Origin of the sequence: Ensifer sp. NM-2, from assembly GCF_003024455.1 — a bacterium.
GTDB lineage: Bacteria > Pseudomonadota > Alphaproteobacteria > Rhizobiales > Rhizobiaceae > Ensifer > Ensifer canadensis.
The window spans coordinates 1-13678 of record NZ_PVZR01000046.1; the positions used below are offsets into that span (position 1 = coordinate 1).

18 protein-coding genes and 3 pseudogenes are annotated in these 13678 nt (G+C 59.3%); 10 read left to right on the plus strand and 11 right to left on the minus strand.

The features are described from left to right. The coding region (locus tag C6558_RS38280; RefSeq protein ID WP_146160977.1) for an aldehyde dehydrogenase family protein at positions 1-178 on the plus strand (178 nt) is incomplete at its 5' end. 239 nt (positions 179-417) lie between these two features. On the opposite strand, the gene C6558_RS38285 is transcribed toward C6558_RS38280, so the two are convergent. After that, entirely contained in the window at positions 418-2991 is a 2574-nt protein-coding gene (locus C6558_RS38285; protein ID WP_107028798.1) for a relaxase/mobilization nuclease domain-containing protein, read from the minus strand. Continuing rightward, the gene (locus C6558_RS38290; protein WP_107028799.1) at positions 2981-3451 is read right to left on the minus strand and encodes a plasmid mobilization relaxosome protein MobC; all 471 of its coding nucleotides are present in this window, start codon (positions 3449-3451) and stop codon (positions 2981-2983) included. Before C6558_RS38290 ends, C6558_RS38285 begins: the two co-directional genes overlap by 11 nt. A 384-nt stretch (positions 3452-3835) precedes the next feature. Between C6558_RS38290 and C6558_RS38295 the strand changes: the two genes are divergently transcribed. Both C6558_RS38295 and C6558_RS38300 read left to right on the plus strand, forming a co-directional pair. After that, a complete protein-coding gene (locus C6558_RS38295) occupies positions 3836-4519 on the plus strand; it encodes a ParA family protein (RefSeq protein ID WP_107028800.1) in 684 nt (227 codons plus the stop codon). Further along, positions 4516-4899, plus strand: coding sequence for a hypothetical protein (locus tag C6558_RS38300; protein WP_107028801.1), 384 nt, complete (start codon positions 4516-4518; stop codon positions 4897-4899). Before C6558_RS38295 ends, C6558_RS38300 begins: the two co-directional genes overlap by 4 nt. Positions 4900-4952: 53 nt before the next feature. Here C6558_RS38300 and C6558_RS38305 read toward each other — a convergent pair whose 3' ends face one another. The 3 genes from C6558_RS38305 to C6558_RS38315 all read right to left on the minus strand — a co-directional run bounded on the left by C6558_RS38305 (position 4953) and on the right by C6558_RS38315 (position 7368). Then, positions 4953-5168 (minus strand): hypothetical protein, encoded by a 216-nt coding sequence (locus C6558_RS38305; protein WP_146160978.1) that lies wholly within the window; start codon positions 5166-5168, stop codon positions 4953-4955. 79 nt (positions 5169-5247) lie between these two features. Next, positions 5248-6096, minus strand: coding sequence for a DUF932 domain-containing protein (locus C6558_RS38310; RefSeq protein ID WP_107028803.1), 849 nt, complete (start codon positions 6094-6096; stop codon positions 5248-5250). A 762-nt stretch (positions 6097-6858) separates the two neighbouring features. After that, entirely contained in the window at positions 6859-7368 is a 510-nt protein-coding gene (locus C6558_RS38315) for a hypothetical protein (protein ID WP_245449352.1), read from the minus strand. Between the two features lie 50 nt (positions 7369-7418). Between C6558_RS38315 and C6558_RS38320 the strand changes: the two genes are divergently transcribed. The 3 genes from C6558_RS38320 to C6558_RS38330 all read left to right on the plus strand — a co-directional run bounded on the left by C6558_RS38320 (position 7419) and on the right by C6558_RS38330 (position 9008). Next, positions 7419-7685, plus strand: a complete 267-nt coding sequence (locus tag C6558_RS38320; protein ID WP_245449354.1) for a helix-turn-helix domain-containing protein — start codon at positions 7419-7421, stop codon at positions 7683-7685. 140 nt (positions 7686-7825) lie between these two features. Continuing rightward, positions 7826-8239 carry a hypothetical protein gene (locus C6558_RS38325; RefSeq protein WP_107028804.1) on the plus strand — a complete coding sequence of 138 codons (414 nt, stop codon included), beginning with the start codon at positions 7826-7828 and terminating at the stop codon, positions 8237-8239. Positions 8240-8810: 571 nt separating this feature from the next. Continuing rightward, positions 8811-9008, plus strand: a complete 198-nt coding sequence (locus C6558_RS38330) for a hypothetical protein (protein WP_057258458.1) — start codon at positions 8811-8813, stop codon at positions 9006-9008. 128 nt (positions 9009-9136) lie between these two features. On the opposite strand, the gene C6558_RS41895 is transcribed toward C6558_RS38330, so the two are convergent. The 3 genes and pseudogenes from C6558_RS41895 to C6558_RS41315 form a co-directional block, all read right to left on the minus strand. Then, positions 9137-9244 carry a DUF1515 family protein gene (locus C6558_RS41895; protein WP_107028805.1) on the minus strand — a complete coding sequence of 36 codons (108 nt, stop codon included), beginning with the start codon at positions 9242-9244 and terminating at the stop codon, positions 9137-9139. A 202-nt stretch (positions 9245-9446) separates the two neighbouring features. Continuing rightward, positions 9447-9835: pseudogene (locus C6558_RS38340) on the minus strand (DUF2280 domain-containing protein). 218 nt (positions 9836-10053) lie between these two features. Beyond that, a pseudogene (locus C6558_RS41315) lies at positions 10054-10646 on the minus strand (putative metallopeptidase). Positions 10647-10743: 97 nt separating this feature from the next. Here C6558_RS41315 and C6558_RS38355 point away from each other — a divergent pair. Further along, positions 10744-10947, plus strand: a complete 204-nt coding sequence (locus C6558_RS38355) for a hypothetical protein (RefSeq protein ID WP_107028808.1) — start codon at positions 10744-10746, stop codon at positions 10945-10947. A 29-nt stretch (positions 10948-10976) separates the two neighbouring features. On the opposite strand, the gene C6558_RS38360 is transcribed toward C6558_RS38355, so the two are convergent. Next, on the minus strand, positions 10977-11225 hold the full coding sequence (locus C6558_RS38360) for a hypothetical protein (RefSeq protein WP_107028809.1): 249 nt from the start codon (positions 11223-11225) through the stop codon (positions 10977-10979). Between the two features lie 79 nt (positions 11226-11304). Between C6558_RS38360 and C6558_RS38365 the strand changes: the two genes are divergently transcribed. The 3 genes from C6558_RS38365 to C6558_RS38380 all read left to right on the plus strand — a co-directional run bounded on the left by C6558_RS38365 (position 11305) and on the right by C6558_RS38380 (position 12133). Continuing rightward, positions 11305-11526 carry a hypothetical protein gene (locus tag C6558_RS38365; RefSeq protein ID WP_057210360.1) on the plus strand — a complete coding sequence of 74 codons (222 nt, stop codon included), beginning with the start codon at positions 11305-11307 and terminating at the stop codon, positions 11524-11526. A gap of 140 nt (positions 11527-11666) precedes the next feature. Next, positions 11667-11810, plus strand: coding sequence for a DUF3606 domain-containing protein (locus C6558_RS38375; RefSeq protein ID WP_082571772.1), 144 nt, complete (start codon positions 11667-11669; stop codon positions 11808-11810). A gap of 65 nt (positions 11811-11875) precedes the next feature. After that, positions 11876-12133, plus strand: coding sequence for an acyl carrier protein (locus C6558_RS38380; RefSeq protein WP_107028810.1), 258 nt, complete (start codon positions 11876-11878; stop codon positions 12131-12133). Positions 12134-12747: 614 nt separating this feature from the next. Here the strand turns inward: C6558_RS38380 and C6558_RS38385 are convergent. Further along, positions 12748-13011 carry a DUF2750 domain-containing protein gene (locus tag C6558_RS38385; protein WP_107028811.1) on the minus strand — a complete coding sequence of 88 codons (264 nt, stop codon included), beginning with the start codon at positions 13009-13011 and terminating at the stop codon, positions 12748-12750. A gap of 223 nt (positions 13012-13234) precedes the next feature. Continuing rightward, a pseudogene (locus C6558_RS38390) lies at positions 13235-13678 on the minus strand (hypothetical protein); the annotation flags it as partial.

The window sequence follows — 13678 nt, forward strand, 5'->3', positions numbered from 1 at the left end:
GACGCATTTCAAGCGCAATGCCGAGGCCGGCATGGTGATGGTCAACCTGCCGACCGCCGGCGTCGATTTCCACGTGCCCTTCGGTGGCCGCAAGGGCTCCTCCCATGGCTCGCGCGAGCAGGGTCGCCACGCCGCCGAATTCTACACAACCGTCAAGACCGCATACACATCGGCGTAGGTGCAGGGCGCTCGCGTTTGTTCATTGCGGTGCGCCAGCCGCACCGCAATGAAAAAAGGGAGGCCGCAATCGTATCGAAAAGGGTCCGATGGCGGAAAAAGAAAACGCGTCGATTGTTCGCGTGTTCTCGACGAGCGAAAAGACCGGCTTCGAGCTGGCAAGCTCCTGTTGATCCCTTGGTGGAGGTGCGGTGACCTGAGACCCTGAACTGACGGCTTGATGGAAGAGTAGTATCGAGCCTACCGCTCCGCGCCATCGCGGTCATTGCTGCGCTGGCGATCCTGCTCAGCCTGCCGGAGGATCTGCTGGCGCTGCTCGTCCTGGGCACCTTTGGCAGTGCCAGCCTGTTCCCGCGCCGCACGAGCGGCACGACCGGCGGCAATTGCCTGCTGCTGGGCGGCGATGGCGGGATCACTCGTCGGCGGCGATCCCCGGTCCTGGGAGCGCGTCTCGTCGGTCCGGGCGGCCGGCGGTGTACCCCCTCCCCCTGCGGTGTCAGCGACCGATTGCATCTGCTGCATCTGGATGTCACGGCGCTGCTCGGCAAAGAGCGCGGAAATTTCCTTGCGCATCTCCTCGACGGCCTGGCGCTCCGCACTACTGTCGACCATGGTCTCGAGGCGGTCCATCGATTTGTTCGCTCGAGAAACACGCTCGTCGAACTGTTCGAGCGATAGGGGCATGACCTTCTCCTTCTGCTGTTGAAAGTTTGCGATGACAGTCTTGAGTGCCGCCGACGGCTCGTTCGATGGCACGCTCGCCCTCTGAGCGAGCCCATCAAACTTCCTTTGCAGCCACGGCGATGGCGCACCGTCCTTCGCTGAGCCTACCGCCTCGATGATTACGTCAGAACGCAGCCCCAGCTTGAGCATCCGCGCCTCGAAATCCCTGACGACGGACAGCGTATCTCCGCCCGGGTCAAACTCGTCGTTCTGCTTGGCGAGTTCCCGCTCTATTTTGCTGACGCTCGCCGTTGTGGGCGCCAGCACATAAATTGTCTTGCCGCCGGCCGAAACGAAGTTGCTATCGACGCCGGCCACCCGCTGGACGATCTCAATCATCGCGTCGCGGTCAGCGACCTCCTCCGTCTCCAGACGAAGGAGAGCAAAGCCGTTAGCGTGGCGCGGCGCTGGCTGCGCAGCTTGTCCGGCCGCCGCGGCTGCGAACCGGTCGGCCGCCGCGATCACCGACGGCTCCGCGCCGGCATTTTTCAAGGCGCTCGCCGTTGCCTGCCATTTCCGAGCAAGCGCCAGGTTTCCATCGGCGAGCGAGGCGCGATCGACGACGCCGGCGCGCTTGCGCTCGACACGTTTGACGACGGCGGGCGTCTTGAGATAGCGAGGATCGCTCTTGCTGCGCTCGTAGGCGCCGGCCTGCGACTGGCTGTAAGGCCGTGTGGCCGCCACATCCGCGCGCCGGGTGGCGACCATGGCGATGCCATGCTCGCGTGCCTTTGCCGCAAAGCGCTCGCGCCATTCGTAAAGCTCCGGCTTGGTCAGCCGCAGCGCCTTGCCGATGTCGTCTCGCGCCGAGATCATCGCATGGACATGCACATGGCCGGTATCCGGATGATGAGCGGTGATCCACTTGTGCCCGGCGACCTGCTCGCTCAGAAAATCCCGCACGGCCCGCGTCATCGCCTCTGGATCGGTCCCAGTCCGCGCCGAGAAGATGACATGGAAGGCATTACGTGGCTCGACGGTGCGAATGTGGGATGACCAGTCCCGCCAAATCCCACCCGCCTTTTCCTTGACGCTCGACCCGCGCTCGATCAGATCGCCGGCGCTGGTGCTTACGGCTTTCTCGGTGCGAAGGAATTTTTCGAGGAAGTAGCGGCCGGATTTTTCGGAGACGGCCGCGCCGAGAATACGCACCTCGGCCGTCACTCCAGCGTCGGCCAATCGGCGTGCAAAACTGGCCTCCGCATTTTCGACGGCGCGCGCCGGCCCCTCGCCTTTCTCCCGTATCTTCAACGCGCCCGCAATCGTCTTCGCCGGCAGGTCCGTCACCGCGTAGACCGAGACCTGGCCGTCCGGATACCGGGAATAGAGGAAAGGCTTAGAGCCGAAGGCGGCGTTCAGGGCGTCGTGATGTGTCGCCTCATCGACCTCATCAGCAAGCTTCATGGAAAATGTGGCCAGCGCGTTGACCGCATAGGCGTCACGGAATTCCGCGCCCCATTCGGCCAGCGCCGCGGCCCGGTCCTCGCGGCTGGCGACCGCGAGGCCGTCCTGATCGTAGATCGGGATATCGACCTTGCCCCTGTCGCCGTTTTCCTTCTCGACTTCGCGGGTTCCGAGATAGGTCATCAGGCCCGCGGCCGAAGCCCGGCTCGATACCGTCGACGTCACCTTGATCACGACCGGCTGTGCACCGGCGGCAATCGCTGCACGGTTCACGGTTTCCGCTGAGGCTCTATCCGTTGCGGCGCGGCGGGTGGAGATCGGTTGAGCCATGCGGGGCGCGGAAAGGCCTGCGCCCCCTCCCCCGCCGGCCGACTTCTTCAATTCCTCTTCGTCATCCAGATTGCGGCCAGCACCCAAGGCACCGACGAGGGCGATAACACCTCGCTGCGATGCCTGGGACACCTGCAGGATCGACGCGATCGTCGGCTCGTTCGGCGATATCGGACCTCGACGCGTCTTGCTCGCAATGCCGGACGGTACAAAGCGCTCCTGCGGCGCCTGCCCCGACATCGCGATACCGATCGCGCGCCGCCGGCGCAGTTCCTCATCCTCGTCAATCAGCGACGATGCTCGACGGACGGTATAGGTCTCGATCGCGCCGAGCAGCCCGGTCCAATCATGCGCCACGGCCAGTCCCCCTCCGCTCCCCACAGCTGATCCGCAGCATCAGGTCGACGTCGGCCCGCAGCCGAAACAGGCCGTTGAGGAGAGTGCGCAGCGCCGCGTCGAGATCCGGTTCATAGGCGACGCGCCCCTCATTCATGGCCCGGACCGCCTGGTTGAGATTGATACCGATCCGCCGCAGCTCCTCATTGGTGTCGCGCAGCGCGTCTGCCTCGGCCAGTCCAACCGGAAGCGGAAGGCCCGCCTGATCGCGAAACAGCAGCCGGATGACATCGCTGGCGGTGCGGTCTTCTCCGCACAACACGGCAAGCGCCTCCCGCTCCTCGGGCTGAAGTCGGACCCTGACCACTTCGCTCCGCATCGTTTCCTTCCCGCTTGTCAGGTTGCCGGAGGCGACCCGGAGCGCCAGAGGCGCGAACCACAGCCCTGCCGGAGGCGGGGCAACGTCGAGTTTGTACCACAAACTTGACTATCCTGCCACAGAAAAGACAACTATAATTTATTCTCAATCTCAATCCGCAGATACCGACGATCTCGATCCGACCACCTCGGCCGATTGGCGCGAACCGACAAACTCCGGCGCGAACAATTACCCGTTGTTAACGCGCTCATACCCACTTGCAGCGCTGGCAACTGGTCATTCATCGTTGATAATCAACAATTAACCGTGCACAGGTTGTTCATCATTAATGGCCCATTGGTGATTGCCTATTGACCATTACCCGTCGTCAGCGGGCAATCATCGGTCATCAATCATCAATGGTGAACGAGCAACGGGCGATAATCACGTTGGGAAACGCGACTTTGATAATTAATTATAATTTATCTTTGAGCTGAAGGAGCCGCCATGATCGTCACTATCGCCAACCCGAAGGGCGGAACCGGGAAGACCACGCTCGTTCGCGCGCTATCGGGGACGGCAGCCCATGCGGGCAATGACGTGTTTCTGATCGATGCCGATAGCCGCGCCAACACGATGCGCTGGGTCACGATGTCGAAACAGATGAATGTCTGGCCGGAGCGCCTGGAAGCGGAAAGCTGCCTCGATCCGAACCGCATCTACAAAATGGCGCTCCAGCGCCAACGCCAGGGCAAAGTCGTCTTCATCGACATCGAGGGAACGACGAACGAGAACTTGTTCGCCGGCCTCTACTGCGCCGATATCGTTCTGATCCCGCTGCAGACGACCCAGGACGACGTCGTCGCCGGTATGCAACTCGCGCTCAATCACATCCCCGTGGTCGAGGAGGATCAGAAGCGCAAGCTCGCGGCGATGATCGTCATCAACCAGCACGATCTCGTCACCGGCCGGGCAAAGGCACACGAACCGCTACGCGAAATCCTGCGGGAAAGTGGGGTCGCCCTCGCATCCCAGCCAATAGCGCGGCGCGCCTCCTATCAATCGATTGGCGCGGCCGGAACGCTGCAGACCACGGCGAGGTCGGATCCGAAGGCGATCGCAGAAATGGAAACGCTGCTTGGCGAACTCCTCGCTCTCTATAGATCGACCGCGAAGGAGGCTCAGCTATGAGCGAAGGATCGGACAGCAAGAATCTCGTCCTTGGGCTGATTTCGACTGGCCGCGAGCGTCCAACCGTGCGCGAAAAACCGGCCGCCTCTCCTCCTCGGATAAGCCGCGACGATGAGGGGGCGTCCATCTCAAAACAGCCGACCGTTGGCCGAACCCAGTTCCGCGACCTGGTTGCCAAAGGCGAAAGCCGCGATCCGATCGCCGGAAAGCGCTTTCGCGACACCGAAAAGGTCACCACCGGAATCCATATTCGTGCCGAGGTCCACAAGACGTTGAAGATCCTCGCGGCCGTCGAGCGCCGCAAGTTCAACAGCTACATCGAGGAGGCGATCGACGACTATCTCCTGAAAATCGCGGACCGGATTCCCGATATTTCCTGACAGAGAGAAGCGGACGCTCACACGCTTGTCGGCCCTCTCACGGGGATCACTGGCTACCGGCCTTCGGTTGGCGGTGATCGCTTCGTCAGGGAGTAGGACACCAGCGAGCTAGGGCCGTGCGAATTGCGAAGCGCCTGCAGGATGCCGATGGTACGAGCATTCATCCAGTCCTCGCGGAGTTTGGATTTCCAACGGCGACCGTTTTCGAGCGCGTAAGCCTGAAGAGTGGCGTGCTCTTCAGGGGTGAGTGTGCGAAGTTTGGTCGTCATGATGCTTCCTTCGAACGGACGGATTTCCGAGCGCTGGGCGATGCGCCGCCTCTTTCGGCGGCACACCTGACTTGCCTGCTCACGCCTTCAGCGCCGCCATCCTTTCGCCGAGGAGCCAAAGGGCTTTGTTGAGCTTGATATCCTGATCAATCCCATTGACGGCGCGGGACTTCACACGGCGCGGCCTCCCTAGATCGTCACGGCCGACGCCGCGCAATCCACCCTTGATGGCGTTCTCCTGAACCACATTCCAGACGGTCCAGAGATCGTTGGCGCGGTCGTCGTTGCGGCGGGGGACAAGCAACTGCTCCGCCTTGATCGGCGTGGCCGTCTCGCCTTCGTTGTCTCCAAAGCGGAGAACATGGGCGGCATCCGCAAGAATGCTCGCCTCCTCATGGTTCATCCGCAAGGTCGACCAGTCCTGTGGGGCGGCAAGGGTGCGTTCGGCCTCGCCGAGAACGCGATAGGTGCCCTCGATAACCTTGTGTTGGACGTCACCGGAATGACGGACCTTGATGGCATCGATGGTGCCGGTCTGCGTCACCAAGGAATTGAGGCAACGGACACGGAAAAGCCCGGCCATCAGCTCGTAGGCGCTGGTTCCGTCATTGGCGTTTTTCAGGAGGATTTCGCAAACGGTGTCCCCGACACTGTAGACCTTGCCGTCGTCGATGCGGCGTAGCCGGATGAGGTGCTTGGTAAAATCGGCCTTGCCTTCGATGCGGCTGCGCGACTGCTTGGCGCCGACGGGCATGAAGCCTTCGTTCATAAGGCCGCGCAATACCTCGATGGTCGGGATGGGTCTGAAACGCTCTGACCGGCTCTCATGGGCGGTCACGGCAAAGATTGACGGTGCGATGTGGCGCATTTCGGTTTCGGTCAGGGTACGGCCAGTATCGAAGCGGGCGGTTCGGGCGTAGATGCTCATTGTCTGCCTCCTGTTTTCCCGTTTCCCGAAGGGAGGCCCCTTTCGGGCGAAGCCTCCCCGGTCTTTCCGGGGGAATGGCCTCTGACATTCCCCCGGACAGAGGGGGGTGGGCTTGAGCCCGCCCCACGGCGGGGAACGAGACTGTCAAGCGGCGTGGCGCGGAAGGTGGCGCATCTTCTCGGGGCCGCCCTCGGCGGACTGGCGCGGAAGATGCAACGGCTTCACGGGCCGCTTGACCGGCTCGGGCACCGCTGTCATGGGGCGAAAACAAAAATGTGGCCCGGAACGGGCTTCCTATACGGGCGCGAAGCACCCGACTGGACAAGCGATCGTTACCGCAATCGGCGGAGACAGCCTAAGGCAGGCTTCGTGCCGGCGGCATCGAGCGCGGCCGACCGGAACGGGCGGTGGCTCAGAGGGACAAGTCGCCCAAGAGTTTTATTGATGGTTGTGAGCCCTGCTCTCCGAAAGCGGGTTGAAGATGCTGCGCGATGACGTCGATGGTGTAAACCTGTTCACCGTCCCGCTCGTAGCTGGCATTCGAGATCCGGGAGCGACATAGACGAGACCTGTTCCTTGATCCACTCGGCCTGCTTATTGTCGAGGATCGTAACCTGGAATCAGGCGGTCGCCGACTTGCTGTCGCCAGGTGGCAACCCATTCCCGATTGGTGGCAAATGTTCACTTTCAAGACCTGGCCGAGAAGGGTGTGGCGGTTGACACATCGCATGGAATAAACCTTCCTTACCCGCTCGAATCCGTTTACTTGTGCAAGCCGAACCAATGCCGCTCGGTTTTGCCAGAAGTATCATTCTTGATGTCGAAGAAGTAGGGCTCTGACCGGAGAGGCCGAGAAATGGAGACCGATTGTATGCAGCGCCGCTGCCGATCAGAGTTGTAAAGACCGTGCGCATTGCCTTGGCAAATATTGACTGCCTTGACGCACAGGTCGCCCTTCCCGGGGAAGCCGTCGCCGTCCCTTCTGCTCCTCACCTGATAGCCTTCCGGGCATTCCGCATATCTCTCGTAGCCTGGCGATCCCGTTCCCCCTTCGGGGCAGGTCGGCCAATTGAATCCCGGCTTCTTCATCGCGGAGATGAGGCGAGCCATCGGCGGATGGCAGGCGGGAACACCGCGCCAAGAGGGATTGGAAGACGACGCGCACAGCAAGACTTCGCAACCCCATTCGCTCGCAGAAGCGGGGGTGGGAAGCGCGGCGGTCGTCAGAAACACTGCGACGAGGACGGTTACAGACTTACCTTTGGCAAACATCGGCCGATATCTCATTCAAACCTAGCAACGAGTAAATTATAGTTTATCCTATGGTGACGAGCAAGCGTAAGAAGCCCGACACAGACCTTGGGACGATGATCCTGCGAAACATGGCGATGGTCATGGAGCGCGAGCGGGAAAAGCGCGGGCTGGCTAAAAAAGATATGGCTCGTCTCTGTGAGATTACCAATCCTTACTATTTTGGAATCCTTAATGGGACAGCCAACCCTTCATTGCAGGTCATTACGCGGATTAGCACGAACCTAAAGGTTCCTTTGCAAGAGTTGATGATGGGCGTGAAATCCAGCGACATCTGAACTTTGATTGGCCAACCTGATATCGTTCAGGTCACGGAGTCATTGCACGAATTATAAATTATAGTTTATCATCTTCCCACGTTTTCGCTTCGAACTATGCGTTCGGACCAAAGGGGGATGAGACAATCCTGAAGAAACCGTTGGCTGCGGCACTGCTCCTTGCGGCGACCACCGCAAGTGCGGGGGACAATCCGATGTGGCGTAGCGGCCTCACCTGGACCTGCGCTTTCACCTCGGTCATTCGGTGCGAGCGGCTGATCGATTGCAAGTCGAGCGGGGAGATCGGCGAAATCGCGGTACACTATAGCGAGAACCGACTGATCGATGAGGCGGGAAACGACCATCCGATCAAGCGCCACTACGTCCAGACCGTCGCCGGCAGTCCGATCGGCAGTGAGGTGAAAATCGAACTCGCGACAAACGAAGTGGTTTGGCTTTCACCTGTCGATGAGGCTGGAACATTTTCCGACAATTGGATCGGCGCGATGCTATCGCCCAAGGCAGGCGTGATCGTGCAAGAGCTTCGACCGTTGATTTGCGGACCTAAGAAATAGGCCGGAGTCGATCCGCTGGCCCGGCTGCGCGAGGTTTTGCTTTGTGGTCGTCTTCCTGCTTGCTCAAGCCAATTGGGTAAACGGGGTCGACGACGACATGTGGCGCGACGTGCTCGACGAGGCCTATCGGCGCGGCTGGACGGACGGCGCGTCAAGATCGAAGGCGAATCGTTAAATTAGCGGAGCCTTGCAGAACGCGGAGTGCGCCCTACCATCTTCGGCAGGAGGACACGCCATGCGGAAAATTCCTGCGCCGAAGCATCCAAAATACCACCCAGATCGCGACCTCCTTTGCCAGGAGGCGTTGGAGGGCGAATTCCTATCGCTTGCCGATCGAGCGCAACTGTCTGGTTGGTCACACGAGGAAGTCGCGACGAAGAAGGCTATTCATCGCTGTTTAGAAAAGACATGTTCCTGAGAAAATGCGCGCAAACTCGCCGCCCAGGTTTCACCTCCGGAAGCTGATTGCCGTTTCTCCCACGATTTCCAGTGTAATCCCCCAGCAACGGCGCATACTCGATGTCGGGCAAACGTCGGCCCTGTTCCCCCGTGGCCGGCTGGGATTAGGGCTATGGTGATTGCATCTCGATACGAGATTATACTCCCTGACGAGTTCGCAAAGATTGCGAGCGTCTTTCATGATCTGCTGGAAGAATTGAATCTGTCGCCAGGCAGCGAGCGAGCCGACACGCTTGCTGCAGACCTTATCCGTTTCTATCAAAGCGGGATTCACGATATCCAAGCGCTCAAACTTTTGATGAAGCCCTAGCTGGCCTCGCGAGTTTTTGGCGCAAAAAGCGGCCTTCCCTGCAAAGTTGCGGAACGGAAGGCCGCGAGAATTTGGCAATGAAACTAATCTACGCGCTTAAACTAAGAATGGCGAGACGCTCGATGGGTTTAAACCTTTCCGATTATAATCAACACGATTCGCCGTATGGCTTCGGCGAAGCTGACACCGAGCGCCATCGCCGCAATGCCGGTCACGCCGAGCGCACCGATGCCCATCAACTTCTATCAAAGCGGATTCACGATATCCAAGCACTCAAAATCCTGATGAAGCCATAGCTGGCCTCGCGAGTTTTAGGCGCAAAAAAGCGGCCTTCCCTGTAGATTTCCGGAAGCCCGCCGCGTTGATGCGTCGGTTCATGGTGTTAAGCTCTTTTGCTTTCAGGGAAATATGCGATAGTTGATAGGCGGGAAGGCACGGTCAGGAGAGACCGTTACGCACCTCTACAGGGCCACCGTCTGGACCGGTGATTGCTCGCCGGTTCGTGTAGCTGTCCCCTAGTTCGTTGGCTGCCTGCTCCATCTTGTCGGCCATGCGCTGTAGAGCCCACAGCCGAACTGCGCGGTGGCTGATGGCGATGGTGGCCGTGGCCTCAAGGAACGTCTTGCGGGTCTCCTCGATCAAAGCGCGCCACTTGGACGCCAGGCCCGAGGCAGCTTTCTTGTTCGGGTCGTGGCTCTCGACGAGCTGTCGGCTCACATCGAGGCCGAAGTCCTTCTTGACTGCCGCGGCAACGACCGACGGGCTATCGAAGCAAGCCAGCGCCTGATGTAGGTCTTGACCTCATCGGAGAATTTTGGTTTGGCCATTGATCCGTCAAAGTCCCGTGAAAGGAGCGGCAATTGGAACGATACAGCGCCGATAGACTGAAACTGCAGCTTACTGGACGCGGGCAGCACCAGTGGGAGTGGCAGGTCCTATTAGATGGCGGCAAGCCTATCCGATCAGGCCGCATGGTTGGGGCTCGTATCCGAGCGAAGGCCGAGGGGCGAGCAGCAATGGAAGAGCTGACCGCTTTCGATATGGGCTAGGCCACCCTTAGCTGACACGTGCCACATACGTGTGCGATCTGCACTCTGGCGATCTCGGGTTTCTGTTGGCAGCGTCAACCATGGCGCAGACGCCGGCAGCATCTGCCCCATAGCGACGGACGACGCCGACGAACTCTTCGACATCGTGGCCACGGATGACGAACACCGGGCGGCCTTTCGATCGGCTGAACTTTGGCGCGCCGAAAGCATCGACATCTTGGGCGGCATGATAGAGCTCGTGCTCGACCAGCGCCATGAACTCGGCGTCTCCGCACTCTCGACAGTAATCGGCGTCCAGCGTGATGATGAAATCAGGGACGTGGCCGAACCACTGCATTACCTGCATCTCTGCCCGGGCCCGTGACCACTTGCCCATCGTGCCCTGCGGTAAGCCGGTCTCACACTGGCCTATCACCCGCTTACCCTTGCGATTGTTCTCAACCACGGTCCAGAGATAGCCGATGTGGGCGTTGGCAAGATGCTCGTGTTCCGGATTGGCAACCGGCGATGAAGAGTCGAAGAATGTCGCTTCGACCCATTCACCGACATCAGCCGCCGGAACGAACGATTTGAAGTCATCCCCGAACATTGTTTCAGGCACGATCATATTTGCCTTTCGCGAGAGCCTGGAACCTTTGTTTGTCGCGCGCCTTTTCATTACAGGCGCAACACCTCGGGAGGTTTGAATGAGCGAGGATATCATCGAGCGACTGAACGCTGTTAGTCAGCAGCTTCGCACGCGTTCACTCGAATTGGCTCACCCGGATCAAGATCACGATCTTTCTCTGATCATGCAGAGCCTAGCGATCACAATGGAGGCAGTCAGCGCGCTCGGCGCTACAGTCAACCGACTTGACGGTTTGCAGGGGTTCGGCAGAGCCGGCGATTAAGCCCAGCTCTTCCTTTCCGGCAAGCGGGATCAGGTTCGCATTCGATCCGGTTCGAGGCTGAGGCCGTGGCTGTCATAGCTCTCGCGGTAGACTGGCCGGAGATCGACAATCTTGCGATAGGCGGTCGTGCCCAGGCTGCGAAGCCATGTGCGACCGGCGCCGTACCGGATGACGGCGAGTGCGAAGAATGCGACGATCGTCGCGACCGCCGCGAAGATGTCCGCGATCACGAACAAGTGGTGGAATCCGTGGTGATGTGAGAAGCTAAGGAAGCGCATTCTGGTTCCTTTCTGCTGAAGTGAGACCTCGCGTCTCGATGGCGTTTCATCGTTCCGTGAATCCGAAGGAGAGATGGCGATGCAGTACAACTGGACCGTGCTTGAAGCTGAATACCAGGGCAAGGATATTGACTTGGTCTCTACTGACCCGCTCGTCGGTCGCCTCGAGTTGATGGCCGAGGACGACGAGGTCATTGAGGTCACGCTCGACCGGGTAATGGCGGAAACCTTGCTATCAGCCTTGCTGAAATTTCTCGGACAGGGTGAAGGCGCGGATGCCTCCAGAGTCACCGCGCATTAATCGGTTGCGGCGGCAAAATTCGAACCTGCGACGTCCAGCTTTCTGAGCTGGCGAGCCACCGGGCTGCTCTACTCCGACAGAACTTGGAACATACCTGGGGCTCTCGCGGTGGTGTTTGGCCACACACAAGGAGGAACCCAATGGCAGACGACAAGAAAAACGTTGGCCGGGATCGCGGCCGCGTCGCCGCCGGACAGGCCTACGAATTGAACTACTTCAAGCGGAAGCACGGCCTCACCGAATGCCAGGCCCGCAAGATCATCAAGGAAGCGGGCACCTCGTGAGAGAAGGCAAACGCCTTAGCTGAAAACCAGAAGAAGGTTTAATAGAACGCATCGGAGCCAGCCCTATGAAGATCACAAGAACCGATGTTGCCACCCGCATGAAAATGATCTTCATCGAAGTGTTAGATGTCAAAGTTACTGACCTTCCAGACGACGCTTCGATTGTCGACGATCTAGGAGCAGATGCCCTGAAGATTTCGCAACTGTCGATGATGATCGAAGAAGAGTTCGGAGTATTCATCACAACCGAGTTAATGGGACAGCTCGTGACAGTCGGGGACGCGATCGAGTTCGTAGCCGCACGTGAGCGCGACGGAATTTAATCTAAGACGGAGAACGAGCAGCGAACATCCACAGGACATACAGCGCAAGTCTACGCGTGGTGAGTAGGAACGAATTGAGATTAAAGGCCGGGGCGTGTCACTTGACCGTGACACCAAGTTCGGGCGCACCCTCTGCCGACCAGCATGAGCATATTTCTCCGGCAGGACCCGCGCCGTAGCCGCATTCCTTTTTGGGTGTCTTGCACTGCCGTGGGCTGCGCGCTTCAGAAAGCGCCTTTGCCTCGGCTATCGCCATCGCCCTACTCTTTCGGGTTCTTTTGAGCTTCGGCTGCGCCTTTGCTTTTGCTATCGTTTGGACCTTCGGGAGATTACTGGTCGTCTGCGATGAGCCGGTCTCACTGCAAGACGAAAAAAGCAAAAGAGCTCCGACAGCGAAGGCAATTCCCGGCACAAACTTCAAAGCGCACCCATTTAAACGAACCAACGCTTCAATATGGACGCTTCCTGGAGGTCCTACCGGGCGCGAGAAAGGGCGGCTTGGCCCCTGATTTTGGATGTATTTCTTCTACGAGCCGGATGCAAGCCTTCTGCGAGCGTCGGCGGGCGCTACATCGAAGCCAGTCGCACGCTCACCGCTCCAGTTTATGCCAACCCTAAAGGGCATCCTTTTCCAACCCTACCAACCAGCGATCGCGAAACACCTCCAAGGTAAGCTGGTGTGGCGTAAAGTCGCGATAGGACGCAACAGTCTCAATAGTGAGCCGAGCCCGAGTTTCTGACGACCAGAAAGGCATGGCGGCTTCGTTTGATTGGTTTGTCGAAGTTGGAAAGCCCGCGTCGTCACGTATGGTCCAAACGAGCCTGCTCTCGGCGATTTCCTTGAAGAAGATTTCATAGTGGGCTGCGGCGATGCTCATTGGACTAGCTATGGCGTCCCTGTCCCTTTCCGCAAGGTGTCAGCACCGAAATTCAGGCAATATTAGGCTATGGCGGGAGGCGGTGACATCCTCCCTAAGGCCCGGCGAGTTTCCCTCTAATCGAGGTTCGCAATCAAAACAGCCTGTAAATCACCAAAGATTTCATTGATTCTAAGCGCTTTGTCGATTGGTTCAAGCGGTAGATCGACGTGAACAAGCCCTCTTAGATATTCGACCACAGCTTTGACCGTATTGCGTCCGGTGACATCGAGAACGGACGCGAGCATGCCCCGACAAGGCGATGCTCGGGGCTACCCGAACGACTGTCGACCGTGGGAATTCTTCCTGCAATTGCTTGCGGTTCGCTTCTTTCGCGCGTCGCGAGGCGGGCATGCTCGGTTTCCCGTGGCGGGGCTTGCTGATGAGGACGATTGCGGGGCTTGGCAGCGTTGCGCAGCCAATTGCGCCAAGTCGCCGGCCAATCGAGCTTGGTGGCGTCCTTCCCGGCTTTGGCGTTCCAGTAGTCCCGGAACTTGTCGAACTCGGTCATGGCTTGGGAGCGATCGAAACCGAGTTCGACGGCGAAAACCAGATTGGGCTGGAAGTCGGCAGGCAAGCGCCCCGCGTTTGTTGTCCGAGCGAAGCGAGGATGGGGTGGGGTTAATTT

What these genes read in the sequence shown, in the direction of transcription:
- C6558_RS38295 (WP_107028800.1), top strand. Translation starts at nt 3,836, where the DNA reads ATGATCGTCACTATCGCCAACCCGAAGGGCGGAACCGGGAAGACCACG.
- C6558_RS38300 (WP_107028801.1), top strand. Translation starts at nt 4,516, where the DNA reads ATGAGCGAAGGATCGGACAGCAAGAATCTCGTCCTTGGGCTGATTTCG.
- C6558_RS38305 (WP_146160978.1), bottom strand. Translation starts at nt 5,168, where the DNA reads ATGACGACCAAACTTCGCACACTCACCCCTGAAGAGCACGCCACTCTT.
- C6558_RS38310 (WP_107028803.1), bottom strand. Translation starts at nt 6,096, where the DNA reads ATGAGCATCTACGCCCGAACCGCCCGCTTCGATACTGGCCGTACCCTG.
- C6558_RS38315 (WP_245449352.1), bottom strand. Translation starts at nt 7,368, where the DNA reads ATGTTTGCCAAAGGTAAGTCTGTAACCGTCCTCGTCGCAGTGTTTCTG.
- C6558_RS38320 (WP_245449354.1), top strand. Translation starts at nt 7,419, where the DNA reads ATGGTGACGAGCAAGCGTAAGAAGCCCGACACAGACCTTGGGACGATG.
- C6558_RS38330 (WP_057258458.1), top strand. Translation starts at nt 8,811, where the DNA reads ATGGTGATTGCATCTCGATACGAGATTATACTCCCTGACGAGTTCGCA.
- C6558_RS41895 (WP_107028805.1), bottom strand. Translation starts at nt 9,244, where the DNA reads ATGGGCATCGGTGCGCTCGGCGTGACCGGCATTGCGGCGATGGCGCTC.
- C6558_RS38355 (WP_107028808.1), top strand. Translation starts at nt 10,744, where the DNA reads ATGAGCGAGGATATCATCGAGCGACTGAACGCTGTTAGTCAGCAGCTT.
- C6558_RS38360 (WP_107028809.1), bottom strand. Translation starts at nt 11,225, where the DNA reads ATGCGCTTCCTTAGCTTCTCACATCACCACGGATTCCACCACTTGTTC.
- C6558_RS38365 (WP_057210360.1), top strand. Translation starts at nt 11,305, where the DNA reads ATGCAGTACAACTGGACCGTGCTTGAAGCTGAATACCAGGGCAAGGAT.
- C6558_RS38375 (WP_082571772.1), top strand. Translation starts at nt 11,667, where the DNA reads ATGGCAGACGACAAGAAAAACGTTGGCCGGGATCGCGGCCGCGTCGCC.
- C6558_RS38380 (WP_107028810.1), top strand. Translation starts at nt 11,876, where the DNA reads ATGAAGATCACAAGAACCGATGTTGCCACCCGCATGAAAATGATCTTC.
- C6558_RS38385 (WP_107028811.1), bottom strand. Translation starts at nt 13,011, where the DNA reads ATGAGCATCGCCGCAGCCCACTATGAAATCTTCTTCAAGGAAATCGCC.